This window comes from Arthrobacter ipis, assembly GCF_014694315.1.
Lineage (GTDB): Bacteria > Actinomycetota > Actinomycetes > Actinomycetales > Micrococcaceae > Arthrobacter > Arthrobacter ipis.
The window spans coordinates 480,082-504,332 of the sequence record NZ_JAAOXD010000007.1 but is presented as its reverse complement, the minus strand read 5'-3'; the positions used below and the strand labels follow the sequence as shown (position 1 = coordinate 504,332).

Annotated in this window: 23 protein-coding genes; 13 read left to right on the top strand and 10 right to left on the bottom strand. The window is 64.7% G+C overall.

Annotated elements, in window-relative coordinates:
- Nucleotides 1-44 precede the first annotated feature (44 nt).
- Together G9E11_RS17260 and G9E11_RS17255 are read right to left on the bottom strand one after the other, a co-directional pair.
- On the bottom strand, nucleotides 45-1,811 hold the full coding sequence (locus G9E11_RS17260) for a RecQ family ATP-dependent DNA helicase (protein WP_190607952.1): 1,767 nt from the start codon (nucleotides 1,809-1,811) through the stop codon (nucleotides 45-47).
- Between the two features lie 155 nt (nucleotides 1,812-1,966).
- Complete coding sequence (locus tag G9E11_RS17255) at nucleotides 1,967-2,272, bottom strand: YegP family protein (protein WP_190607950.1); 306 nt, start codon at nucleotides 2,270-2,272, stop codon at nucleotides 1,967-1,969.
- A gap of 184 nt (nucleotides 2,273-2,456) precedes the next feature.
- Here G9E11_RS17255 and G9E11_RS17250 point away from each other — a divergent pair, with 184 nt between their 5' ends.
- From G9E11_RS17250 to G9E11_RS17235, 4 genes are all read left to right on the top strand, one after another.
- Complete coding sequence (locus G9E11_RS17250) at nucleotides 2,457-2,873, top strand: ester cyclase (RefSeq protein ID WP_190607947.1); 417 nt, start codon at nucleotides 2,457-2,459, stop codon at nucleotides 2,871-2,873.
- Between the two features lie 408 nt (nucleotides 2,874-3,281).
- Nucleotides 3,282-4,364, top strand: coding sequence for a TM2 domain-containing protein (locus G9E11_RS17245; RefSeq protein WP_190607945.1), 1,083 nt, complete (start codon nucleotides 3,282-3,284; stop codon nucleotides 4,362-4,364).
- A 697-nt stretch (nucleotides 4,365-5,061) separates the two neighbouring features.
- A complete protein-coding gene (locus G9E11_RS17240) occupies nucleotides 5,062-5,364 on the top strand; it encodes a hypothetical protein (protein WP_190607943.1) in 303 nt (100 codons plus the stop codon).
- A gap of 52 nt (nucleotides 5,365-5,416) precedes the next feature.
- On the top strand, nucleotides 5,417-5,779 hold the full coding sequence (locus G9E11_RS17235) for a hypothetical protein (RefSeq protein ID WP_194718285.1): 363 nt from the start codon (nucleotides 5,417-5,419) through the stop codon (nucleotides 5,777-5,779).
- 115 nt (nucleotides 5,780-5,894) lie between these two features.
- Here G9E11_RS17235 and G9E11_RS17230 read toward each other — a convergent pair whose 3' ends face one another.
- Nucleotides 5,895-6,317, bottom strand: coding sequence for a DUF3592 domain-containing protein (locus tag G9E11_RS17230; RefSeq protein WP_311764410.1), 423 nt, complete (start codon nucleotides 6,315-6,317; stop codon nucleotides 5,895-5,897).
- Nucleotides 6,318-6,526: 209 nt separating this feature from the next.
- Here G9E11_RS17230 and G9E11_RS17225 point away from each other — a divergent pair, with 209 nt between their 5' ends.
- Entirely contained in the window at nucleotides 6,527-7,132 is a 606-nt protein-coding gene (locus G9E11_RS17225; RefSeq protein ID WP_190607937.1) for a DUF1326 domain-containing protein, read from the top strand.
- Nucleotides 7,133-7,151: 19 nt separating this feature from the next.
- Nucleotides 7,152-7,901: a DUF2182 domain-containing protein gene (locus tag G9E11_RS17220; RefSeq protein WP_311764401.1), complete on the top strand. Its 750-nt coding sequence runs from the start codon at nucleotides 7,152-7,154 to the stop codon at nucleotides 7,899-7,901.
- Nucleotides 7,902-7,927: 26 nt separating this feature from the next.
- Here G9E11_RS17220 and G9E11_RS17215 read toward each other — a convergent pair whose 3' ends face one another.
- Nucleotides 7,928-9,019, bottom strand: a complete 1,092-nt coding sequence (locus G9E11_RS17215) for a glycerophosphodiester phosphodiesterase family protein (RefSeq protein ID WP_190607932.1) — start codon at nucleotides 9,017-9,019, stop codon at nucleotides 7,928-7,930.
- A gap of 153 nt (nucleotides 9,020-9,172) precedes the next feature.
- A complete protein-coding gene (locus G9E11_RS17210) occupies nucleotides 9,173-9,439 on the bottom strand; it encodes a hypothetical protein (protein WP_190607930.1) in 267 nt (88 codons plus the stop codon).
- 334 nt (nucleotides 9,440-9,773) lie between these two features.
- Between G9E11_RS17210 and ehuB the strand changes: the two genes are divergently transcribed.
- The 4 genes from ehuB to ehuA are packed head-to-tail and all read left to right on the top strand — an operon-like array spanning nucleotide 9,774 to nucleotide 12,846.
- Nucleotides 9,774-10,667, top strand: coding sequence for an ectoine/hydroxyectoine ABC transporter substrate-binding protein EhuB (ehuB, locus tag G9E11_RS17205; protein ID WP_190607928.1), 894 nt, complete (start codon nucleotides 9,774-9,776; stop codon nucleotides 10,665-10,667).
- Nucleotides 10,668-10,695: 28 nt separating this feature from the next.
- Nucleotides 10,696-11,394 (top strand): ectoine/hydroxyectoine ABC transporter permease subunit EhuC, encoded by a 699-nt coding sequence (ehuC, locus tag G9E11_RS17200; RefSeq protein ID WP_190607925.1) that lies wholly within the window; start codon nucleotides 10,696-10,698, stop codon nucleotides 11,392-11,394.
- Complete coding sequence (gene ehuD, locus G9E11_RS17195) at nucleotides 11,391-12,047, top strand: ectoine/hydroxyectoine ABC transporter permease subunit EhuD (protein ID WP_190607923.1); 657 nt, start codon at nucleotides 11,391-11,393, stop codon at nucleotides 12,045-12,047. Before ehuC ends, ehuD begins: the two co-directional genes overlap by 4 nt.
- Nucleotides 12,031-12,846, top strand: a complete 816-nt coding sequence (ehuA, locus tag G9E11_RS17190; protein ID WP_194718284.1) for an ectoine/hydroxyectoine ABC transporter ATP-binding protein EhuA — start codon at nucleotides 12,031-12,033, stop codon at nucleotides 12,844-12,846. Before ehuD ends, ehuA begins: the two co-directional genes overlap by 17 nt.
- A gap of 75 nt (nucleotides 12,847-12,921) precedes the next feature.
- Here the strand turns inward: ehuA and G9E11_RS17185 are convergent, their stop codons facing one another.
- The gene (locus tag G9E11_RS17185; RefSeq protein WP_190607921.1) at nucleotides 12,922-13,377 is read right to left on the bottom strand and encodes a RidA family protein; all 456 of its coding nucleotides are present in this window, start codon (nucleotides 13,375-13,377) and stop codon (nucleotides 12,922-12,924) included.
- Nucleotides 13,378-13,421: 44 nt separating this feature from the next.
- On the opposite strand from G9E11_RS17185, the gene G9E11_RS17180 reads away from it, so the two are divergent.
- A complete protein-coding gene (locus tag G9E11_RS17180; protein ID WP_190607919.1) occupies nucleotides 13,422-14,189 on the top strand; it encodes a maleate cis-trans isomerase family protein in 768 nt (255 codons plus the stop codon).
- 98 nt (nucleotides 14,190-14,287) lie between these two features.
- On the opposite strand, the gene G9E11_RS17175 is transcribed toward G9E11_RS17180, so the two are convergent.
- A complete protein-coding gene (locus G9E11_RS17175) occupies nucleotides 14,288-15,034 on the bottom strand; it encodes a maleate cis-trans isomerase family protein (RefSeq protein WP_190607917.1) in 747 nt (248 codons plus the stop codon).
- Between the two features lie 294 nt (nucleotides 15,035-15,328).
- On the opposite strand from G9E11_RS17175, the gene G9E11_RS17170 reads away from it, so the two are divergent.
- Both G9E11_RS17170 and G9E11_RS17165 read left to right on the top strand, forming a co-directional pair.
- The gene (locus tag G9E11_RS17170) at nucleotides 15,329-15,982 is read left to right on the top strand and encodes a GntR family transcriptional regulator (protein ID WP_190607915.1); all 654 of its coding nucleotides are present in this window, start codon (nucleotides 15,329-15,331) and stop codon (nucleotides 15,980-15,982) included.
- A 183-nt stretch (nucleotides 15,983-16,165) separates the two neighbouring features.
- Entirely contained in the window at nucleotides 16,166-17,560 is a 1,395-nt protein-coding gene (locus G9E11_RS17165; RefSeq protein WP_203219259.1) for an MFS transporter, read from the top strand.
- Between the two features lie 404 nt (nucleotides 17,561-17,964).
- Here G9E11_RS17165 and G9E11_RS17160 read toward each other — a convergent pair whose 3' ends face one another.
- The 3 genes from G9E11_RS17160 to G9E11_RS17150 form a co-directional block, all read right to left on the bottom strand.
- Nucleotides 17,965-19,380 (bottom strand): amidase, encoded by a 1,416-nt coding sequence (locus G9E11_RS17160; RefSeq protein WP_190607913.1) that lies wholly within the window; start codon nucleotides 19,378-19,380, stop codon nucleotides 17,965-17,967.
- A 191-nt stretch (nucleotides 19,381-19,571) separates the two neighbouring features.
- Entirely contained in the window at nucleotides 19,572-21,065 is a 1,494-nt protein-coding gene (locus G9E11_RS17155) for an NAD-dependent succinate-semialdehyde dehydrogenase (RefSeq protein WP_190607911.1), read from the bottom strand.
- Nucleotides 21,062-24,148, bottom strand: a complete 3,087-nt coding sequence (locus tag G9E11_RS17150) for an FAD-binding and (Fe-S)-binding domain-containing protein (RefSeq protein WP_190607909.1) — start codon at nucleotides 24,146-24,148, stop codon at nucleotides 21,062-21,064. Before G9E11_RS17150 ends, G9E11_RS17155 begins: the two co-directional genes overlap by 4 nt.
- Nucleotides 24,149-24,251 lie beyond the last annotated feature (103 nt).

Sequence of the window (24,251 nt, the reverse complement as noted above, 5' to 3'; positions counted from 1 at the left end):
CCTGAAGTGCTACTTACTTGGGTGGCTGGGAGGGCACGACGGCGTCAGTCCGCGAGTGTCAGGATCTTTCCCTCCGTCACGGCCTGGCGGGAGAGCGTCTTGTAGCCCTCCTGCTCGAAGAGCACGGTGATCACGTCCTCCTCGTGGCGCATGACGATGCCCGCGCCCCACTCCTTGTGCACCACTGATGACTGGAGCGGGAAGGCTTCACCGCCGGCGGCGGCCACGGCGCTGTCGTCGTAATCCTCCTCGTAAGCCGAACCGTCGGCGCAGTTGTCGCAGTTGCCGCACGGTTCGGGGAGGTCCTCGCCGAAGTAGCCCAGCAGGAACTGGCGCCGGCAGGCGTCCGTCTCCGCGTAGCCGCGCGCCATCTCGATGCGCGAGCGGTCCACGCGCTGGCGTGCTTCGGCGAGTTCGACGGCCTGTTCCACCACCTTGGGCAGCTTCGCGCCGGCCTCCAGGCGGATGCCCCGTTTGAGGGCCTTCACGGAGCGGGTCTCCTGCAGCTCGTTGAGCAGGCCGGTGAGCCGGCGGGTGGGGATGCCGGTCTGCTCGGCGAGCGCCTTCTGCGTGACCGGGCCGTCTGAGGCGCGCAGGGCGGTGAGGACACCGAGCAGCGCGTCCTCGTCCGGTTTGTGGGTGCTGAAGAACTTGCGCAGGCCCAGGTCCTCGGGCCGGTAGTGCAGGACGGCGGAGGCAGGGTCTCCGTCCCGGCCGGAGCGGCCGATCTCCTGATAGTAGGCGTCCAGTGACTCGGGGATGTCGGCGTGGATCACGAAGCGGACGTTGGGCTTGTCGATGCCCATGCCGAACGCGGTGGTGGCCACCACGACGTCTAGTTCGTCGTCGAGAAACTGCTCGTGGACCTGGTCGCGCTCGCTCTGCTTCCGGCCGGCGTGGTAGGCCTCGGCACGCAGCCCGCGTTCGGTGAGTTCCGCCGCGTAGGTTTCAGTGTCCTTGCGGGTGGCCGCGTACAGCAGGCCGGGCCCCTTGAGCTCCGCCACATGCTCGACGACGGCGCGCCGCTTGTCCCGGTCCTCAAGGTGCCGCACGACGTCGAGCCGGATGTTGGGCCGGTCGAAGCCGTGGACCAGCACCAGCGGGTCCTTCATGCGCAGGCGCTGCTGGATCTCGTCACGCACCGGGGGAGAGGCAGTAGCGGTGAGCGCCGCGACGGGCGGGTTGCCGAGTTGCGCGCGGACCTCGCCGAGGCGCAGGTAGTCGGGGCGGAAGTCGTGCCCCCAGGAGGAGACGCAGTGGGCCTCGTCCACCACGAACAGCGAGACGTTCATGGCGGCGAGCCGTTCGACGGTCTCGGTTTTGGCCAGCTGCTCGGGGGCCAGGAAGAGAAATGTTGCCTCGCCCCGCTCGGCGGCCTCCCACGCGTCCTGCACCTCCGAATCCTTCCGGCCGGAATTGATGGCGGCCGCGGACTCCCCGCCCAGGTCCTCCAGCAGGCCGTCCAGTTGGTCCTCCTGGAGGGCGATCAACGGGGAAACGACGACGGCGGGACCGCGTCTGGCGCTGTTGGCCCCGGTGGCGTCGAGGTGCTTGTCTTGGTGACCGCGGTGGATGAACAGGGCGGCAACCTGGTAGATGGCCGACTTGCCGTAACCGGTGGGCATGACGGCGAGGACGTCGCGGCCCTGGGCCAGGGCGCGCATGCCGGCGAGCTGGCCGTCCCGCAGGTGGGGGAGCCCGTAGGCGTCGGCGGCGAGCTGGCGGAGGCCGGCGTCGGGACCTGTGCTGTTGGGATCTGCGCTGTTGGGGCTTGCGGTTGTGTCGGGTGTGGCGGCGAGGGCTTCGGTCATGGTGGCAGCTCCGTAAGGGCGTTCCAAGGCCGGGTGTCTTCAGCCGTGGAATCCACCCTAGTGCTAGGTCCGCTCGGCGTCATGTCCTCCGCAGCGCAGGGGCATCCGCGGACCGGCCCGCCACGCCGTCGCCGGGCCCGTCCTTCCGCCACCCGTCAGAGCGAGCGGACCCTTCGGACCCCAGCACCTCGGTCCGCGGCCGGGAAGCGAGTATGGGAGTGGAATCTCACGGTCGCGTGGGCTGCCCTGGACTTCGGGATGATGAGCTCCCCATGCCCGCCGCGGCTCATGTCGCGGATGAGGCCGGTCCCGGCGACTTCCCTGGTCCAGGAAATCCCCGCCACGGCAGCCTCTTTGGTGGGGTACTTCACTGAGACGGCCACCAGGCCGCCCGTTCCGTCCAGAAGCCTGACGCGGAAGCCGCCGTCCGGAGCATCGATGATTTCAAAGTGGCCGGCCATGACAAAACCCTCCGATCGTGCACCTTGCTGGCATGTCCCCTAAACCTATTTTGGACCTTTCCTGCCCGGAGGGACCGCCGGATGAGCGCCGGAATCCGGAAAGCAATTAACCGTTGTTGTGCCGAGCGGCCGGTGGGAAGATCTAGCTGCCGAATACGGCCACATAAGCTCAAAGGAGACGGAGATGGCTGGCGGACAAGGATTGATCAGGCGGTTTTACAACGAGGTGCTGACCGGCGGAAATCTGGCGCTCATCGACGATTTGGTGGCGGACGACGTCGTCGATCACGAGGAGGGCTTTCCGGGGCAGCCGCCGGGCAAGGAGGGCGTGAAGTTCTACGTGAACGCCGTGCGGACCGCATTTCCGGATCTAGCGGTCAAGACCTCGGAGCCGGCGCTCGCCGACGGGGACCTCGAGGCGGTGCACGTGACCCTGACGGGAACGCACCAGGGCGACTTCGCGGGCGTGCCGGCCACCGGCAAATCGGTGGAATTCTCGGGCATCGACATTATCCGGGTGCAGGACGGCAAGGTGGCCGAACACTGGGGATCGACCGACACAATGAGCCTGATGCAGCAGATTGGAGCCGTGCCTAAGTAGGGCCGGACTCGCGACCCAAAACAAACAAGAAGTACGACGACGGCGGGCGACGCGCGCCGTCGTCGTGCGTCTTCACGGCGCGTCGTCCGGGACGCGCCGTGGCGTCCCCTCGCGCCAACCCGAAGCCCTGTATCATCCCTTCAGGGGGCGGTGACGCCGAAGCGTCAACCTGGGGGACAGCAGCAGATGTGCAAGCCATAAAGCCTTAACAAAACGGGCTTTTGAAGCCATGTGCCCGCCGTCCAGCCACGTGTTATTCACCACAGGTCTCGCTCGCGCGGTGTTCCTGTCACAGGTGGATTCCCGCTCGACCCACCCTACTGCACCGCCCCTTCCGCACTGCCCACCCTTCTTCCTCACTCCGCCACCTCGGTGACCCCTGCCGTCACCTGCCCTGAAAGGACTGCAATGAGCCACCCTGGCCCAACCCTTCCACCGCCGCCCTCCGACTACACCACCTACGGGGCGCCGCTGTATGCGAACGGGCAGTTGTTGGACGGGCAGAACGCGGGGCAGGCGTATCCGGGGCAGTACGGGTCCTTCCCGGGGCAGTACGGGGCGGAACCGCAGAAGTCCTTCCTGGTCACCTGGCTTTTCTCGCTGCTCCTGGGCGTACTGGGCGTGGACCGCTTCTATCTCGGCAAGACCGGCACGGGCATCGCCAAGCTGCTGACGCTGGGCGGACTGGGCTGGTGGGCGCTTGTGGACCTGGTCATCACGCTGGCCGGGAAGCAGACGGACGGGAACGGCCGGCCGCTGGCAGGGTATGCCCAGCACAAGAAGGTGGCTGTCATGGTCACGGTTGTCTTTTTGGTGGTCAGTCTGGTGATTGGCGTGTTCAGCGGGATTGCTGCCGCCGCTATTGTCCGGCAGGCCTCCACCCCGCCAATCGTCACCGCCGCTCCTGTGACGTCGGAGAGCGCCGCCTCGGATCCCTCGGCGGATCCGGCGGCCACGGGGGAAGCAGTTTCAGGTGAAGACCGTCCGCATCTGGCGGCGCAGACGCTGACGGGCACCGGCGACGCCGTCAAGACCGTGGACCTCAAGGGCGTCCCCGCCGTGGTGACGTTCACGTGCAAGGCCTGCAGCGGCAACACGGTCCTGGAAACCAACGGACATGAGATGGTCCTGGTCAAGGCCGTTGGCCCGTACGCAGGGTCGCACCTCGTGGACACCAGCACCGCGGCCACCACTGAGTTGGCCATCAGCGCCGACTCCGCGTGGACGCTGAAGATCGAGGACATCGACAGCGTTCCCACCTCGACCGACAAGGTGAGAGGCCACGGCGACATGGTTCTCTACTGGGATGCGTTCAGCGACAAGGCTGCGGTCACCAACAAGGGCGAAGGCAGCTTCGTGGTGTTGGGCTTCGGCAGCGAGGTTCCCGAGCTCGCCGTCAACAAGACCGGCGACTACAGCGGAACCGTGAAGCTCACCCCCGGCTTCGTCCAGGTCAACTCCGACGGCGACTGGACCATCGCGGCGAAGTAGCGTCCTCCTACCCAGCTGAAGGCCCCGCTGGATCCGGCACTTGTGCCTGGTCCCGCGGGGCCTTTTGCGTCCGTCGGTTGAGCGCGGCGAAGACAGGGACCCGCTGGTAGAGCCTGCCGAAACGGGGCACTTTGACCCGCGACACGCCGCCCGGCGTCGGGATTCACGGCGTCGCGACTGCCAAAGTGCCCCACGACGGCTGGGTGAACCGCCCTCCGGAGCCCGAGCCCCGGTGGTTGAGCCTGTCTGCTGGCCGGCGTGAGCTCGCACTCCCAAGGAACTCCCGGCCGGATAAGGGCATAGCCCGTCGACTGCTCCGTAACCGCCCTTATGGGAACGCAAAACGGCGGTTATGGAGCAGTCGATGGTAGATACGACGACGGCGCTTCCGCCGGTTGAGCTTGTTGAAACCTTGATTTCGACAAGCTCGATCAGCGGAAACCGGAGCCCGCGGCAAGGGCAACAATCTGCTGCTCGTCTCAACCTACGGCAAGGGCAAGGCGCATATCGTCGGTCTAAATCCGACCGCAGGGAACACAACTGTGGGGACCGTCGACATCGAGCCAAGGGGCAATGACACGCACCAGACCCACGCCGGTCCATCGCGCTGAACGGCAAGTGGGCATTCGTCGACGGCCCAAAGAAGGATGGCTGGCACACAATCCGCAAGTACAGCCTGTCCGAGCTCCGGAAGGCTATGACGGCGAAAGACGGATCCGTAAGGCCGGACGGCGGAGACCGCAAGGTTTACGGTGCGTCATTCATGACCGTCGACGGCGGACACCTGTACGCCGGCAAGTTCAGCAGCGAGCACCGTGACTGGATGTACAGCTACACCATCGCTGACAACGGATCCCTGACCCTGGACAGGAAAGCAGACGGGAACGGCTTGCGCTGGGAGGTGCCCCAGTGGACGCAGGGAGTGGCAGCCGCGGACGGGCGCTTCCTCTTCAGCACGTCACGGGCGGAAGCACCGCAGCAACTTGTACGTCACCAATAAGGGCGAAACCAATCTCGACAGGGCGTCCGTGCGTTGCTTCCGCGCCCCGAGCATGGCGGAAGGAATCATCGCCACACCGTATGGCGAGGCGTACCTGCTGTTCGAATCCGGTTCGTACAAGTACAACAGTGCCAGCGGGAACCCGGCCATCAACGTGATCAACGGTGTGCACCGGGCCAAACTCAGCACGCTGACATCCATTCCGGGTGGCAAGATCCGTCTCGGAACCCTCCATTGCGTTGAGCAGGAGGACCTCATCGGCGATGACGAGACCCGGATCAGGGTCGAGGACCAAAACCTGACGTCGAGGGCGACGACTACCTCGGCCAACAGGTCCTCGAACCCGGCAGCAAGGACGGGATCATGGAGTTCACGAAACGGCGCCAAGTACAGGTTGAGCTACAAGGTTTCCTGAGCCTTACACAACCCATCGGCGGCTCCGTAACTGCCCTTTTAGGGCCGCAAAACGGCAGTTACGGAGCAATCGATGGAAGATTGCAGGACGGCGCGGACGTTTGCTATATCGCGCGTCAGGCCAGCGGAAAGATACCGATGAACCAGAAGAGGACCACGGCAAAGACGGCGAAAAACGGTATCACGCAGCCCAGCAGAGCTCTCGTCTCCGGGGAGACGTGGAACGACTCGTTGGGGTTGGCCGGGTTGTAGGCGACCTCTAAAAGCGAACCCGGCACTGGCCGCCGGATAAATGAATATTCAGATTCCCCCGTGAAGGTTCTGCCGAGTGGATCACTGAACCGGTACGTGGGCCAGAAGCGGTGGCTAGGGGTCATGTTGCCCACGCCGCTGGTCCAGCCCGCCCGGCTCCCGGTCACGGTGGCTTGCAGCCGGGGCCAGTCGGCTATCCGGTGTTCGTGCTGCCTGTTCTTCCTGACCACGTGGATGATGGAGCAGGCGGCACCGGCAACGAACAGCGCCCAGATGATGTACAGCACGATTTTCAAGTGATCCCCCAAGGTCCACCAAGCAGTATGCCAGCTTGCCGCGGTCTCGGCACTGGCGGCGCGAGCCGAGTGCAAAAGGGGACCGTCCGGCCCCGGATTTTCCGCGTCCGAGCGCTTCTTTACCGCGGTATTTTCCTATTGACGCGGTCCATACCCCGGAGCACACTGACGGCGTGGGGGTCGTGGGAAAGGAGCCCCGCATGGCATGGCAAATCGAAGGCACGTACTTCGAAAACTGCAACTGCGATATGGTCTGCCCGTGTGCCACCTCCGGCCTTACATTGCCTGGGGATGAGGACCGCTGCAAGGTGGCGCTTGCCTTCCACGTCCACAAGGGTGACGTCAACGGCGTCGACGTCGGCGGCCTGAACGTCTGCGTGGTGACCGATGCGCCCGCACTGATGAGCGACGGCGGCTGGAAGGTAGGCGTCCTGATGGACGCAGCCGCCTCACCCGAGCAGGCCGAGGCGCTCGGGGCCGTGTTTGGCGGCCAGCTGGGCGGGCCGATGGAGGGCCTGGCCCCCCTGATCGGCGAGATGCTGGGCATGGAGTCCCGCGATTTCACCTATGCGGATGACGGGCGGGAGCACCGGGTCAGGATCGGCACGGCTGTCGACATGTCAGTGGAGGACTTCGTCTCGCCACTGGACCCGACCGGCGCCGGCGTCAAGGTCAGCGGCATCGGCTTCCCTGCCGACACGTTGTCCGCCGGACGTGCCACCACGTCCGCCGTGGATGTCTTCGGCCTGTCGTGGGACAACGCCGGAAAGAACTCCTTCTCGGCACCGTTCTCTTGGTCAGCCTGACTTGTCGGGGCAGGCATATGTGACAGTCCGCAACCACGGGGCACTGCTGGTGTTGCTTGGCTGCGCGGCTGTCGCTTGGTACTTCACGGTCCTGGGCTTCCGGGAGATGGCTCCCGGGCCCGGGACGATGGGGTTGGGACTTGCCGGCTTCCTGGCGGCGTGGACGCTGATGATGGCGGCAATGATGCTTCCGGCGTTATCGCCCCTCACCACGGTTTATCTGCGGTCCATCCGGTCGACCCGGAGTGCCGCCGTCCGGGCCGCCCGAACCGCCGCACTCGTTCTCGGGTACCTGGCCGCGTGGGCTGTCTTCGGCGCCGCCGCCTTCGCGGCCGCGCTGCTGGCGGGCCAGTTGGCAACGGCTGCGCCGGACGTCGCACCGTGGGTGGGAGCCGGGATGCTGGTGGCCGCGGGCATTTATCAACTGACGCCGCTCAAAGACTTCTGCCTCCGTCATTGCCGCTCACCGGTGGCGTTCCTGCTCCATGTCTCGAGCTACAAGGGCCGGCTCCGTGACCTGCGGGTCGGGCTTTACCACGGCGTGTACTGCATAGGATGCTGTTGGGGGCTGATGGTGGTCCTTATCGCCGTGGGCGTGATGAACCTTGCCTGGATGGCCGTCATCGCCGTAACCGTGCTGCTGGAGAAGTCGTGGAGCCACGGGCGTGCGCTGAGCAGGATTGTTGGAGGGGCGCTGATCGTCTTCGCCTTCTTTGCACTGGGAAATCCTGCCCTGCTGCCCGGCCTGTACATGTCATCAGGGATGTAGGCTTCGGCTTTTACCGATGGAAGAAACTACCCAGCCACTGCGTACGCCTTCGGCAGCTTCAGGCCGCGCTGGTCCATGAAGGTGCGCAGGCGGGTGGGGTAGTCGGTGATGATGCCGTCCACGCCGAGGTCCATCAGGCGGGCCATGTCTGCGGTGGTGTTCACGGTCCACGGGATGACGGGCAGGCCGTACTCGTGGGCCTCGGCAATCATCTGCGAGGTGACGGAACGGAACGTGGGGGAGATGACGTCGTAGCCCAGGGCCTTGGCGGCCTTGGCGAGGGAACCGTCGTAGTCGTCGATGTCGATACCGCCCAGCTCGGGCGCGGCGCCGGGCTTGCCCACCTGCAGCCATGCGTCGCCGCTGGAGAGCGCCACGACCCGCAGCTGCGGGGCGAACTTCTTGGTGTAGTTCAGCGTGGACCAGTCGAACGACTGCACCGTGGTGCGGCCGGACATGCCCGCCATGTAGATCTCGGTGACCACGGCCTTGGTGAGCGCCACCGAGCCCTCGCCGCCGGCCTGCCCGTCCTCCACCTTGGTCTCCACGTTGAAGCGGACCTTCTTGGCGCCCAAGTCGCGGACCAGCTGGAAGACGTCCCTGAGCTCGGCGATGCGGTTGCCCTCGATCACTTGCTGCTCCGGGTATCCGGCCAGCTGGGTGTAGCCGCAGTTGAGCGTCTTGATTTGGGCCAGCGACAGCTCCGCCACGCGGCGGCCCGCGTAGGGGAACTCGGGGTCGTTGGGCGTGGCCGGCGCCGTGTCCGCGCACTTGTTGGCCTGCATCGTGTCGTCGTGCCAGACGATCACCTTGCCGTCCTCGGTCAGGTGGGTGTCCAGTTCGAGCGTGCTCACGCCCAGCTTCAGCGAGTTCGCAAACGCGGTCAGCGATTCCTCGGTCCACTCGCCGCGGCCGCCGCGGTGCGACTGCAGGTCGAACGAGCCGTTGCGCTCGTTCGTCGTCATGGCTGTTGTTTTCCCCGTTGGCGAGGTACCGGCAGCGTTCGACGACGGCGTCCCGGCGTCCGCTGCCGGGGCAGCGATGGCGGGACTCGCCGTCGAGCCGATGGTGGCGGTGAAAAGCGCGACGGCGGCCGCTGCGGTCAGGAATTTGCGCATGGTTTTGGTTCCTCCAGGATGACGGTGGCCGGCGCTGAGCCGCCGACCCGTTTACCCTAGGGAAGCCAGGTGGCGCGCGGCCCGCGGGGAGTTGGCGGGCAGGTTAACAAGTTGGCTCACTGGTGCCCCGAAAGCCCGAACAGCAATTCCTGGTCAGATGCTGTCCAGCGCAAAGCCTTTCGGCGGGAAGTCGTGGCTCGGCCTTTGCACCTGCCGCGGCTGGCCTATCACCAGCTTCCAGCTCATGGGGGTCCCGTTCGCTGGGGGCATGATGCTCCCCTCGGTGATGAAGTGCGGGGTTGACTCGTCATTGAGGGGTGCCCACCAGCCGTTCGCAGGGCAGTGATCGCCGGTCCGCGGTCTGGGTGTCCGGCCGTTGCTGCTCGACCCGGTCTGCTGCAACTGGATGCGCTTCTTCATGATTCGTTCCTTGGGAGGCTTTCTGTTTGCGGATAAGGTGATGCCGGCGTGGCTTAGGCCGCGGCCAGGTTGTACCGGTCGATTGCCAGGGGCAGTTGTGGGGCTTCGGAGCCGGAGTGGTGCGCCGTGCGGCCTGCCTTCCTTGAGGCTTGCATCTAAGCGATGACTAATGAGCGGGGAATCACCTTTGAGACCCCAGTGAAGAACATTCAGGACATCCTTACATTCGGATTGTTGACAATGATACAGCCGCCTCCTAGATTTATGTAACCCGCATCACAGGATGATCAATTCCTGCTTAGGTGCCCGGCTGGTCCGGGCGGATGGAGTTCATATGACAGTCAACATTTCACGGCGAAACCTTCTGCGGGGCGCGGGGGTGGCGGCACTCGGTGCCACTGTTGCGGGCTGGGCCACGGGCTGCTCCAGTGTGCCCGTGGGCGGCCCGGCGACAGGCGCTTCGAGCAACCTGTTGGAGACGGCGAAGTCCCAGGGTTTCATCCGAGTGGGCATAGCGAACGAGCCGCCGTACACCCAGGTCAGCGCGGACGGAAAGGTAACCGGCTGCGAGCCGGACGTGCTGCGCGCCGTGTGCAAGCGCCTCGGCATCAATGATGTCCAAGGTGTCATTACGCCCTACGAATCCATGATTCCCGGCCTAAATGCCAACCGCTGGGACGTCATTGCGGCCGGCCTCTTCATGAAGGAGTCCCGGTGCGGACAGGTTCTCTACTCGGAGCCCGTCATCGTGTCCACCGAGTCCTTCGCTACGCCGAAGGGCAACCCGAAAGGGATCTTGACCGTGGCCGACATCCTGGCCGACAAATCGCTGAAAGTAGCTGTCCTGCCGGGCGGCTTTGAGGAAGGTGTACTCAAGACGGCCAACGTCCCTGCCTCCCAGCAGGTCAAAATCAATGATGGGCGCAGCGGGCTCGAAGCGCTTAAAGCAAACCGCGCCGATGCCTTCATGCTTCCCACGCTGTCTCTGACAGCCTTGGCCAAGGACGACGCGAGCTTCGACATCACCAAGCCGGTGCACGACGCGCCCCGGACAGGCTCCGGGGCTGCCTTCCGCAAGTCCGACGCCGCCTTTCATGAGGCTTACAACGAGGAACTCGCCGCCTTCAAGAAGACGCCTGAGTTTGCAGCGATCCTGACTAAATGGGGATTTGACGCGACGGTGGTGGAGGGCGTCACTGCCCAGGAGCTATGCCAGACCGCCGGCTGATGCGCCTCGCGCTGAAGAGGAGTCGCGTATGTCGGCTGTAATGGACTATGCACCGCTGCTGTGGCAGGGCCTCCTGACCACCATCCTGGTCACGGTGCTCAGCGGTGCTCTTTGTGTGGTGGTCGCGTTCGCGGCAGGGCTGGCACGCCTGTCCCGGCACCGGTTCCTGAGCTGGCCCGCCGGCATCTTCATCGAAGTGTTCCGGGGTACATCCCTTTTGGTGCAGATGTTTTGGCTCTTCTTTGCATTGCCGTTCTTCGGGATCCAGCTTCATCCGGTGACCGCCGCGGTCCTTGCTCTTGGGCTAAACGAGGGCGCCTATGCGGCCGAAGTGGTGCGAGGCGCCATTGCGAGCCGAGCCAAGGGCCAGACCGAGGCGTGCATCGCCCTCGGAATGGAGCCGGCGCTCAGGCTGCGCAGGATCATCATCCCGCAGTCAATTCCCGCCATGCTGCCCCCTTTTGGCAACGTCATGGTTGACCTGCTCAAGAACACCTCCCTGGTTTCGCTGGTCACCGTGGCAGATCTGACCTTCAGCGCCCAGATGATCCGCAGCACCACAGGGCAGACGACGGCGATATTCCTCACCATTTTGGTGGTGTACTTCGTACTGTCCTACCTGCTGACGCTCCTGACGGGATGGTTGGAACGGCGCTTCGCACTGGACCGCAAGGCCCTGGTCGCCCAGCGTAAGGAAAGCCGTCTCATGAAGGTAGGTGCAGCATGATCTGGGATAACAACTTTGCTATTTCAGTCTTTCCCCTGCTCCTGGAAGGACTTGGCGTCACCGTTCAAATCACGCTGCTGGGCACGTTGCTCGCCGCCGTCCTTGGGTTGGTCTTCGCCGTCCTTCGAAGGCTTGCCATTCCGGTCCTCTCGCCGGTGGTTTCCTTCCTTGTGGTTTTTGTACGCGGGACGCCGCTGCTGGTTCAGGCCTATTGCGCCTTTTTCGTACTGCCGGCCTACGGAGTCAGCTTCGACGCTTTGACCACCGGCGTGGTGGTCATCGGCATCAATTACAGCGCATACATGGCTGAGGTCTACCGCAGCGGAATCCAGGGTGTTCCCAAGGGCCAATGGGAGGCGGCAACGGCGCTCAGCCTTCCCGGTGCGCGTACTTGGGGGCGGATAATCCTTCCGCAGGCGATCCGCACCGTGGTGCCCATGCTCGGCAACTATCTCATCCAGATGTTCAAGGACTCGGCCGTCCTGTCCGCCATCACCGTCGTGGAGCTCATGGCTACGGCACAGGCCATCGGCAGCTCAAACTTCCGCTACCTGGAACCGCTCACCATGGCCGCCCTGCTGTTCCTTGCAGTCAGCTACCCGGCTTCCCGGCTCGTAAACAGATTGGAGAGGCGCTATGCGCCCCAGCACTGAACCCCAACCCCTGAGCGTGGGCACTGCCCTGGCTCCGGAAGCGATTATCCGCTTCGAGAGTGTCAGCAAGAACTGGGGATCAAACCACGTCCTCAAGTCGCTGAACTTCGAGGTTTCTCCTGGTGAGAAAGTCTCTATCATTGGCCCTTCCGGATCTGGCAAGACCACTATTTTGCGCATTCTCATGACGCTTGAGACCCCTACTGAAGGGCTGGTAAATGTCGACGGCGATGTGCTGTGGAATGTCACGGCAGGGCAGAAGGTCCGCGAAACCCGGCAGCTGCGCGAGACGCGGCGGAAGATTGGCATGGTTTTCCAGCAGTTCAATCTCTTCCCGCACATGACCGCGATGGAAAACATCATCGAGGCACCGATGCACGTTCTGGGAATGAACAAGGCCGAAGCGCGGGAGCGGGCCGCAGACCTGCTCAATCTCGTAGGGCTCGGGAAGCATATGAACCACACCCCGCCCCAGATGTCCGGGGGTCAGCAGCAGCGCGTGGCTATTGCCAGGGCACTGGCCATGCGGCCGAAGGTGCTGCTGTTCGACGAGCCCACCTCGGCCCTGGATCCGGAACTGATCGGTGAGGTGCTGAACGTGATCCGGAACCTGGCCCACACCACCGACATGACCATGCTGATGGTGACGCACGAAATGCGGTTCGCCGAGGAGATTTCAGACCGCGTGGTGATGTTCGATAACGGTGCCGCCGTGGAGAGCGGACCGCCTGCTCAGATCTTTAAGGACCCGCAGCAGGAGCGGACCCGGACCTTCCTCCGGGCTGTGCTGCAGCACTGATAGGGTCCTGACACTTTGCGGCGCTGGCCCGGGCTGCTCGGTGACGCCGATGCTGCCCGGGCCAGCGCTTGATTTTTATGCGCTGCGGATGGTGGCCAGTAGGGATATTTCAACCGGTGCGCCGTCGGGCAGGCTGGAAACCCCGACGGCGGCACGCACCGGCCGCCCCCGGTCACCAAAGTATGAAACCAGCACTTCGGACGCGCCGTCCATCACCCGCGGATGCTCCGTGAAGTCGCTGCCGGCGCAGACATAGCCGGTCATCGAGACAATCTCCTCGATGCGGTCCAAGCCGCCGGCCTGTGCAGCCAAGGACGCCAAGCAGTTCAGCACGGCCGTGGCCGCGGCCGATCGTCCTTCCTCCACTGTCAGGTCCTGGCCCACGCGGCCGCGGTGTTCCAGCATTCCCTGCACGGCCGACGTGTGCCCGGCTGTGTAGAGGACGCCGTGTGCTTCCCGGACGGGTACGTAGTTCCCGGCGGGCTGGGGGGTGGGGGGAAGCGCGCGGACCGAAGTTTTATTTTCATTCATAACGAGTCATTGTAGACAATCGAACAAATATGAGAAAGTGACGTATGACACTTATACCTAACCCCGCTCTGGCACCCGCGGCGGATCCGCAGGGTCCGCAACCCTGGCAGGATATCGGCGTCGTCTGCCCCTTCGATATGGCCCTTGACCACGAGTTGTGGCGCTGGATGCCCGACGGGGTGAACCTCGTTTTTACCCGGACTCCCTATTACGACCAGCCCGTAGGCCTGGACATGGCTGAGGAGATCAGCGACCACGGGGAAATCCAGGACGCCGTCCGCAGCCTCGTGGCCATCCGGCCGGCAGTGGTGACATATGCCTGCACGTCCGGCAGCTTCGTGCACGGCGTCGAGGGGGCCAGGAAACTTTCGGCGGCGATGGTCCAAGCGGGAGCGCCGGCAGCAGTGACTACCTCGGAGGGTCTGTTGATGGCTTTGGACGCCCTGGGTGTCAGCAGGGTTGCGGTCGCCACACCCTATCTCGCAGAGCTCACAAACCGGCTGGCGTCATTTTTGGAGCAGGGGGGGAAGTCAGTGGTCTCGCACGAGGGGCTAGGGCTGGACCGGGACATCTGGACGGTCCCGTACGCCACCACCTGCGAGCTGATCCGCCAGGCGGACCGCCCGGAGGCCGAGGCCGTCTTCGTAAGCTGCACCAATCTGCCCACCTATGACCTCATTGCCCACATGGAACGCGAATTGGGGAAGCCGGTGATCACGGCCAACCAGGTCACGGCATGGAGCGGGCTGCGGCTGATGGGCCGTGAGGCCGTAGGTCCGGACCAGCTCCTGCTCCAGGCCGGGGTCAACTAGCCAGCCAGTTCTCAAACGCAACCAGACAAAGAAAGACCTCCTGGCCCGTCGGATATTTGCCGGCCAGGAGGTCTTTTTAGTTCGCTGTGGTGGTCGGATTAGGCGGCGGTCTTCTGCAGAGGGCGGAACAGCGTGCCCAGCTGGTCGGAGTGCACAGTCCGGCCGGCGAGCTGCAGTCCATACCAGGCGGTCACCTGATTCGCCGTTAGCACTGTCTTTCCGAGTACTGATTCCAGTTCGTTGATCCAGCGGACCGTGTGCAGGGCGGTGTCCGGAATCAGGACGGCCTCAGCCTCGGGAGCGTTGGCGCTGAGTGCCAGCTCAATCACGCTGTCGTGGTCAAGTTCGCCGGCGTCCTCTCCGGAGGCGATGTCATGGGAAGCCATATCAAGGACTTCGATGCCCTGGTGGCCAAGCAGTTCCACAAAGTGGCGGGAGACATCGTCGGGGTAGGTTGCGGAGATGGAAACCTTTGTGATGCCCAGGTGGCGCAGTGCTGCGGCGAAGGCCAGTGAGGTGGAAGACGTAGGAACGTTGATTGCGTCCTGGATCTCCCGCGCCTGCTGGTGTGCGCCGTCCCAGCCGAATACAAAGCTGCCTGAGGTGCACGCCCACATGACGGCGTCCGCTTCATGCTCCCGGGCAATCTCGCTGGCGCCCGAGAGCAGCCGCTCGGGCTTGCCCAGATCCAGGAGTGCCTGCACCTCGTGCGTAGTAATCTCATCAGGACCGCCGACTGAGGTATGCACTACCGGGAGACGGATGTCATCTCCCAAGACTGACTCCAGGTAGGGGTATTCGTCCTCGGCGCTGTGGCCGGGATAAAGCATTCCGACAGTTGTCATTTCGCTCCTTTGCGACGGGCCGCGTGGTACGGCATGGGGCTGTTCAGTGTCATGGAAATAGCATACAGTTGGATTGTCGACAATCGAAGGGCCCTGAGGGGCGGAATGCTGGCGGTTCTTCTAAGTCATGTTCGAGGGTGCGGCCTAATGGAATGCGTGGCTTGGACGAAGAGCGTGTTTGTTGAAGAGTAAAATGCCTATTGTCAACCATGAGACATAGGCTGTCCGCAGGGCCGCCTTAAACTTGAACCAGTCGCCAGGAGTCGATTTCCTGGAAGCAAGAACGGAAACAGCATGAAAAGGGGAGCCTTAGACCCGGTTGTGCAGGAGTCCACTCCGGCCATCATCGCCAGGAAAATCCGCGATGCCATTGCCCGCGGTGACTTCGCCCCTGGCGTCCAGCTGGGTGAAGCGGAACTTGCAAAAGAGCTGGGCGTTAGCCGCGGACCCCTGCGGGAAGCCATGCAGAGGCTCACCCAGGAAGGCCTGCTGGTAAGTTACCGGAACCGCGGCCTCTTCGTGGTGTCGATGGATCAGGACGACTTCCGTGACATCTACCTGGCCCGATCGGCCGTTGAGGTTGCAGCCATCAATCGGGTGGCCGGCACGGACCCGGAGGGCGGTGCCGCCAAGCTTATGGAGGCCGTCCGCGCGATGGAGGCTGCCGCCGCAACGCCCGACGGCCAGGCAATCACCGAGGCTGACATGCGTTTTCATGCACTCCTGGTTGAGCTGGCAGGCAGTCCGCGGCTTAAGAAGATGCACGACACACTTCTGACGGAGACGCAGATGTGCCTTAATGCGCTCAAAAGCACCTACGACACGGCGGACAAGCGCATCTCCGAGCACAAGGGAATTGCAGAGGCGATCTCGCGCGGGGACTCGGATCTCGCGGAGAAGCTACTGGCTGAACACATGGATGACGCGCTGATGCGGCTTATCCCATAGGGTGCCCGTTTATCCATAGCTAGGTCCGTTGAGGGCCGTCAGACCCATGGTCTGGCGGCCTTTTCGCATTCCCCGCCCTTTGCCTGGCGCAAGCAGCAAATGCAATGGTTTTCTCCTATTGTCAACAATGGGACAGTCCGGTAGTGTGATGAGCGATACATTTCCCACCACTCGAGGATTGACATGTCAGAAACACAACCGCTTGGAGCTGGCTCCGGCGCAGGGTTCGTGACTCCGGAGGAAAACTCACCAGCAGGCAAGAAGGTTCTGCGCCGCGCCATCGCTGCCTCAGCAATGGGCAACGCCACTGAGTGGTTCGATTACGGCGTTTACGCCGTGGCCGCCACCTACATCGCAGCGAACTTCTTCCCGGGCCAAGGAGCAATGGGAACCGTCTGGACGCTGGCCACTTTTGCGCTGTCCTTCCTCGTGCGGCCTCTCGGCGGGCTGTTTTGGGGCCCTCTCGGTGACAGAGTTGGGCGCAAGAGGGTACTCGCACTGACCATCATTCTGATGGCGGCCTCCACCTTCGCCATCGGCCTGCTGCCGACCCAGTCTGTGGCTGGCTGGATAGCCCCGGCCCTGCTGATCCTGCTGCGCATGGTCCAGGGGTTCTCAACTGGAGGCGAGTACGGCGGCGCAGCGACCTTCATGGCCGAATACGCGCCGGATAAGAGGCGCGGCTTCTGTGGAAGTTTCCTGGAGTTCGGCACCCTGGGCGGGTTCGCGCTCGGTTCGCTCGTCGTTCTGCTCTGCAGCCTGCTGCTCGGCGACGGGGCCATGACCGAGTGGGGCTGGCGGTTGCCGTTCCTTATCGCCGGGCCTCTCGGTATTGTCGGCATGTACCTGCGTAACCGGCTGGAAGACACTCCGGTCTTCCGTGAGCTTGAGGCCAGCGGAGAGCTGGAACCGGCCACCAGCACTGCCCTCCGCGACCTTCTACGCCATTACTGGCGTCCCATGCTGGTGGTGGCCGGCCTGGTCATTCCGCTGAACGTCGTCAATTACACGCTGCTCAGTTACATGCCCACCTACCTGGAGGGGACCGTGGGCATGGGGGCCAACACGGTGCTCACGCTGATGTTTGTGGGCCAGCTTGTCATGATGCTGATGATTCCGTTGGCCGGAGCCCGCTCGGACAAGCTTGGACGAAAGCCGATGTGGTTCATCTCGCTTATTGGCCTTTTTGTCATGGCCGTCCCCATGTATATGGTCATGGCCAATGGCTTCTGGTTCGCGATGCTCGGATTCGCTGTCCTGGGCCTGCTGTACCTCCCGCAGCTGGCCACAATCTCCGCAACTTTCCCGGCCATGTTTCCCACGCAGGTGCGGTTCGCCGGCTTCGCAATCACCTACAACGTGAGCACCGCAATCTTCGGTGGGACCGCTCCTATGATGAACGAACTCCTCGTCAGTTCCACGGGTAACGTTCTGATGCCGGCTTTCTACATGATGGGCGCCTGCCTTGTGGGTCTGGTCGCCGTGTGGAAAATGCCGGAGACTGCAGGAGCCTCACTGCGGAACATGAAGATTCCGGGCATCAAGAAGCTCCCCATCCCGCGCGGGTTGGGACGATAAATCCAGCAAGACCGGTTTTAGCCCGCGGTGGGCGCCTGAAGCGACTGTTCAGGTGCCCGCCGCGGGCTTCTTGGCGTGCCCAGCATCGGCTCACGGGTGCTGGTGACCCGCTGTCGATCCGGGCATGCCCGGGATGGGAAGGGCCCGACGGCGACCGGCTACCCAGGCGGGTCAGCTCCCGGCGGTGGCCTGCAACCCAGACGGGTCGCTCCCGACGGCGGGTCAGCCCCGGATATGATGGACGGCGAGGGCGATGGGCCGGAGATCGGGAGAAGCGTGCCGGGTTGGACTTAAGAACCGTCAGACTAGGCCTTAAACGGAAAAAGCAGGGGCGCCATATGCAAAATGGCGCCTCTGCTTTCCTGTTTCCCCCTTCGTGAACTTCGCGGAGGGGCGTTGCGCGGCTACCTGTGGTGGGCGGCGAGGCGTGCAGGCCGTTCCGTACCCCAGGCTGCCGCCTTTTCGTACGTCTGTGCGGCCCGAAGCACCTTGCGGTCGGCGTGCCGAGGGCCGACGATCTGCAGGCCCGCCGGGAGGCCGGCCTCAGTGAAGCCGCAGGGAACGCTGATCGCCGGCTGCTGTGTCATGTTGAACGGGTAGGTGTACGGAGTCCAGCTGGTCCAGTTGGGGGAATGCCAGCCTTCCGGGGCGTCCCGGTCTCGCGGGAAGGCGGGGATGGGGAGGGTGGGCGTCAGGAGCAGGTCGTAGGTCTCATGGAACAGCCCCATCTTCACGCCAAGGTCCATGCGCACTGCAGTGGCACCCAGGAAGTCAGAGGCGCTGATCTCGCCCTGTTCCTGGATAGAACGGCGCAGCCCCGGATCCACCTTGTTGATGGCATCAGGGCCGTATGCCTCAAGCACCTTGGCGGCTCCAGCGAACCACAGAACGTGGAAAGCCTCCACAGGATCCTCGATGCCGGGATCCACTTCCTCGATGACGGCGCCGGCGTCCGCCAGCACATCCACTGCGGCCCGCGCCAGCCGCTCGATCTCCGGGTCGTTGATCCCGAAACCCAGCGTGGGGGAGAAGGCGACACGCATCCCCTTGACGCCGTCGTCCAGTCCGTCCAGGAAGGACCCTGCCGGCGTCGGGAGGGCGGACCAATCGCGCGAATCGAAGCCCGTGATCACATCCAGCAGCAGGGCGGTGTCTTCCACGGTCCGGGTCATGGGCCCGGCATGGGCAAGGGTTCCGAACGGGCTGGCAGGGAACATGGGAACCAGTCCGTAAGTGGGCTTGATGGCCACCGTTCCGGTGAATGCGGCCGGTATACGCACCGAGCCGCCGCCATCCGTGCCCACAGACCAGGGGCCCATCCCCAGCCCCACAGCTGTGGCGCTGCCGCCGCTTGACCCGCCCGATGTCAGACCCTGGGCCCGGGGATTGCCGGTGGAGCCGTGGCGAAGGGAGTCGGTCACCCCCTTCCAGGCGAATTCCGGCGTGGTGGTCTTTCCAATCAGTACGGCGCCTGTTTCCCGCAGCCTCGCCACGCAAGGCGCGTCCTGATCCCAAGGCGCATCGGCGTTGATCAGATGGGTGCCACGCAGCGTGGGCCGGCCCCGCGTGTAAAAGATGTCCTTGATGGAGGTGGGGACGCCATCGCCCGGGCCCAGGGGTTCGCCCTTTCGCCACCGGGCTTCGGATTCGCTGGCCTCCTCCAATGCACTCTCTGCCTCGACGGAGACGAAGGCGTTAACGTCGCCGTTTTCCGCCTCAATGGAGTCCAGGGCAGCCTGGGTCGCCTCCACGGGGGAGACCGTCCCGTTCCGGTATCCCGCCAACAGCTCCACTGCTGTCAGATCGGTAAGATCACTCATTCTTGTTCCTCCTGCTGGTTCCGCTGGGGTTCCAGAATTGCTGGTGGTTAAGTGCGCCGGGGGCTTGCATCATCGAGAAGGGCACACCTGCTCGTAGGATTGTTGACATTAACTATAGGGAGAAAACGACTCCGGGAACAGGCGCCGGCCTGTTCCCGGAGGAAGACGTCTTTGCTGTGCGGCGGTGCGCCCTAGAGGCGGGGGAGGGCCATGTACTTGATCTCCAGGAACTCATCCAGGCCAACGCGGCCTCCTTCACGGCCGAGACCGGAGGCCTTGATGCCGCCGAAGGGAGCGGCGGGGTTGGAGACAATGCCGGTGTTCAGGCCCACCATGCCGACCTCCAGTTCCTCGCCCACGCGGAAGGCGCGGTCCAGGTCCTGGGTGAACAGGTAGCTGGCCAGGCCCCAGGGGGTGTCGTTGGCCAGCCGGACCACTTCCTCTTCAGTGTCGAAAGGAATGACCGGGGCCACCGGGCCGAAGATCTCCTCGCTCATCAGTGCCGCGTCCGGGCTGACGTCCGAAAGAACCGTGGGGGAGTAGAAGTAGCCGCTGCCCTCGGGGCGGGAACCGCCGCAGACCACGGTGGCACCCTTGGCAACGGCGTCGTCCACCAGTTCCTGGACCTTGTTCAGCGCCTTCGCTTCCACCAAGGGCCCGACGTCGGTACCCTCCTCCGCGCCGTCGCCCACCTTGAGTGCCCCAAGACGCTTGGCGAGGCGTGCCGAGAAGTCGGCGGCCACCGAGCGCTGGACGAAGATACGGTTGGCGGCGGTGCAGGCCTCGCCCATGTTCCGCATCTTCGCTGCGAAGGCGCCTTGGACGGCGCGGTCGAGGTCGGCATCCTCAAACACGATCAGGGGCGCGTTTCCGCCGAGTTCCATCGAGGAACGCATGACGTTCTTTGCCGCCTGCTCCAGGAGCCGGACACCCACTCCGGTGGATCCGGTAAAGCTGACCTTGCGGGCGATGCCGCTCTCCATCCAGGGGGTGACCACTTCGGATGCCTTGGTGGTGGTGACCACGTTCAGCACACCCTTGGGCAGTCCGGCCTCGACCAGGATGTCCACCAGCGCCAGGGAGGACAGAGGCGTGAGGTTGGCGGGCTTGAAGACCATGGTGCAGCCGGCCGCGATGGCAGGGCCGATCTTGCGGGTGCCCATGGCGAGCGGGAAGTTCCACGGCGTCACAAGCACGCAGGGGCCCACCGGCTCCTTCGAGACGAGAATGCGGTTCTTGCCGTCACCGGTGGTGGTCAGGTCGCCGCCGATGCGCACGGCCTCCTCGGAGAACCAGCGGAAGAATTCTGCCGCATAGGCCACCTCGCCCTTGGCTTCGGCGAACGGCTTGCCCATTTCGGTGGTCATGATGAGCGCCAGCTCGTCCTGCCGGGCCATGATCAGGTCGAAGGCGCGCCGCAGAATTTCGCTGCGCTCGCGGGGCGGGGTCTTGGCCCACTGCTTCTGCACGCGGCCGGCGGTTTCGATCGCCCGCCGCGCGTCCTCGGGCCCGCCGTCGGCCACAGTGGCGATGACTTCCTCGGTGGCCGGGTTGATGACGTCGAACCGGGCCCCGGAAGTCGCCTCGGCCCATTCGCCGTCGATGAACAGGTTGGTGCTCACCTTGGCGACGGCGTCCAGAGCCTTCTGCGAGGTCCGGGAGTTGGTGGCTGCCTGAATGGTCATGAGTAATCCTTTTCTGGGGTGGAAGGGAGTGGCTGGCGGCTGCTTCCGCTGGGCGAGAGTGCCGCCTGTTCGCCGGGGTCGAGAAGTTGGGCCAGGTGGCGGCCGGGCCTGGAACTGTCGAGCTGTTGGACCTGCATGGCGCAGGAGAACCCGTCGGTGAGGACCACGGAGTCCGCCTTCGTCTGGCGCAGGGCAGGGGCCAGGGACTGCTCGGCCACCTGCATGCTGACGTCGAAGTGCTCCTTTTCGAAGCCGAAGTTTCCGGCAACGCCACAGCAGCCGGTGGCATCGACGACGTCGGTGACGCCCACTGCGCCGAGCGCCGAGCGCTGCACGCCGGCGCCGAAGACGGAGTATTCGTGGCAGTGCGTCTGTAGCACCACCTGATCCGGCAACGGCTGCACGGGAGCAGGTTTCCAGCCCGACTCGGTGAGCCTTTCGATATGCGACGCGAAGCTGCGAACCCTGGCTGCGACCCTTCGTGCCTGCTCGGTATGGACCAACTCGGGCAGGTCCTTGCGCAGCGCAGCCGCGCAACTGGGTTCGACCACCACGATTGGGCGGTCCGTTCCGTCGTCGAGCGCGACGGCCGCGTTGCCCAGCAGCTTCTTGGCCGTATCCAGCTGGCCGGTGGAAATCCAGGTCAGGCCGCAACAGGCGTCCGCCGAACATTCCGTGGTGTAACCGGTGCCGGCCAGGACGCGCGCCGCTGCTCCGGCGACCTCCGGCCGGAAGCCGCGGGTGAAGGTGTCCACGAACAGGACCACCCCGTCGCCGTCCGGCTCGCTGCCGCCGTCGGGGTGCTTGCGAACAGGCCCGACGCCGGCCGCAGCCACCTCGCGGCGCCACTCGCTGGCTCCAGCGAAGCGGGGCAGTGCCCGCTTGGTGGTGAGCCCGCCCAATGTGGACGCTGCTTTAGCCATAGGCGTGGACATTACAGCATTGACCAGGGGCGCCATCCGCCCGGTGACCTTGAGCCAGCGCGGCAGCCAGCCCAGGGAGTAGTGCGAGAGCGGGCGCCGCTTGCCGTCGTAGTAGTGGGAGAAGAACTCGGATTTGTAGGTGGCCATGTCGACGCCGGTTGGGCAGTCACTGGAACAGGCCTTGCAGGAGAGGCAGAGGTCAAGCGCCTCGCGGACCTCCTCCGACTTCCAGCCTTCCTCCACCGTGCGGGCCCCCCGGACCATGTCCTGCAGCACGCGCGAGCGGCCGCGGGTTGAGTCCTTTTCGTCCTTAGTGGCGCGGTAGCTCGGGCACATTACGCCGCCGGCATCCGTGCGGCAGCGGCCGACGCCGATGCAGCTCTGGACGGCATGGACCCAAAGGTCCGCGCCGCTGCCAGCAGAAGTATCTGGGGAGTCGGTCTCGGCCAGCGAGCCGCCGCTGGAGCCGAGCGGGCGGAGATCGAAGCTGGTCCGCCACTGCCGCTGCGGAACACCGTCGAGGGCAAGGTTGGCGTCCATCGCGTCCGCCTCGGTCAGCGATCCCGGATTCAGGATTCCTGCCGGGTCCCAGATGCGGCGGTAGTCGCCGAAAGCCCCCAGCATGCCCGGCGAGTACATCATCGGCAGGAGTTCCGAGCGGGCCCGGCCGTCGCCGTGCTCGCCGGAGAGCGAGCCGCCGTGCCGGACCACCAGTTCGGCGGCTTCGCGCGTGAACTTCCGGAAAACGTCCCGGCCTGCCTCGGTGCGCAGGTCGTACGTGATGCGGATGTGCATGCAGCCGGCACCGAAGTGGCCGTACATGACACCCTTGAGGTCGTGGCGTACGAGGAGTTCGCGGAAGTCGGAGAGGTAGTCGGCCAACCTTTCGGGTGCCACGGCGGAGTCCTCCCAGCCGGGCCAGGATTCACCTCCGGTGGAGAGCCGTGCAGAGAGCCCGGCGCCGTCCTCCCGCACACGCCACAGGGATGCGCGCTCGATGCTGTCCGGAACTGTGCGGCCGTCCACCAGCCGACCGTTTTCCTTCAGGCGGGCAAGCAGGCGGTCCGCTTCGGCCTGAACCTCGCCGGGGTTGTCGCCGTCGAGGTCGACATAGAGCCAGGCCTTGCCCTCGGGCAGGCCAAGCACGGAGCGGTCCCCGCGGCGGAAGCGCATGGTGTCCACGATCGCCTCGTCGATGCCTTCCACGGCAGCGGGGGAGAACTCCAGGATGGTCCCGATGTCTTTGGCTGCGTCCACCACATCCGCATAGCCCAGGCAGACCAGCAGGGCGCTGGCAGGTTTGGGGACCAGCTTCATCCGTGCGCCCACGATGACGGCGCAGGTCCCTTCAGAGCCGGCCAGGGCGCGGGCGACGTTGAAGCCCTTTTCCGGCAACAGGTTGGCCAGATGGTAGCCGGAGACCTGGCGCTGGATGCGTTCGAGCTCGGTGCGGAACCCGGCCAGGTTGTTGTGGGCCAGTTCCTTGAACTGCACCGTGAGGACGGCAGCGCGCTGTTCGGAGGCCGCGTCCGCGGGATCGGTTGCGCGCAGTCCGGTGGCCGTCGCCGTGAGCCGGGCCCCGTCGGAGGTGACGACGTCGATCTCTGCCACGTGATCAGAGGTCCGGCCGTAGCGGACGGAGTGATTGCCGCAGGCGTCATTCCCGAGTGACCCGCCGACGGTAGCACGGTTCTTGGAGGACGGGTCCGGGGCAAATGTATAGCGGTGGCCCGTTGCCTTCTCGACTTCACGGGAAAGGACGGCGAGGACGACTCCCGGGTCCACGGCCACCGTGCCGGCGGCCTCATCGATGCTGTGGATGCGGTTCATGTGCCGGGAAAAGTCCAGGACGACGCCCGGACCCATAGCATTCCCGGCCATGGAGGTTCCGCCACCGCGGCCGATGAGCGGCGTAGCCGTTTCGCGGCAGGCGGCAACAGTGGCGATGACGTCTTCGACGGTGTGCGGGAAGACCACGGCCAGCGGTGCCACCCGGTAGTTGGAGGCGTCGTAGGAGTACTCGGCGAGGCGGCGCGGCGAACTGTCCGCTGCCACGCCGGCCGACGCCAGGCGTGTCAGGACCGCAGGCTGCGCGGTGTCCCCGCCTTGCTTGCCGGCGTCCGTTGCCGGGGTCGCTGGGGGATGTGCGGCGTCAATCATGGAGTGCTCAGGCTCCTGTGGTGGCGGGGATGGCTCCGGTGACGGCGCCGACGGCGGTTTCGAAGCGTTCGAGGCCGAGGGTGATTTCCTCGGCGGTGACGAC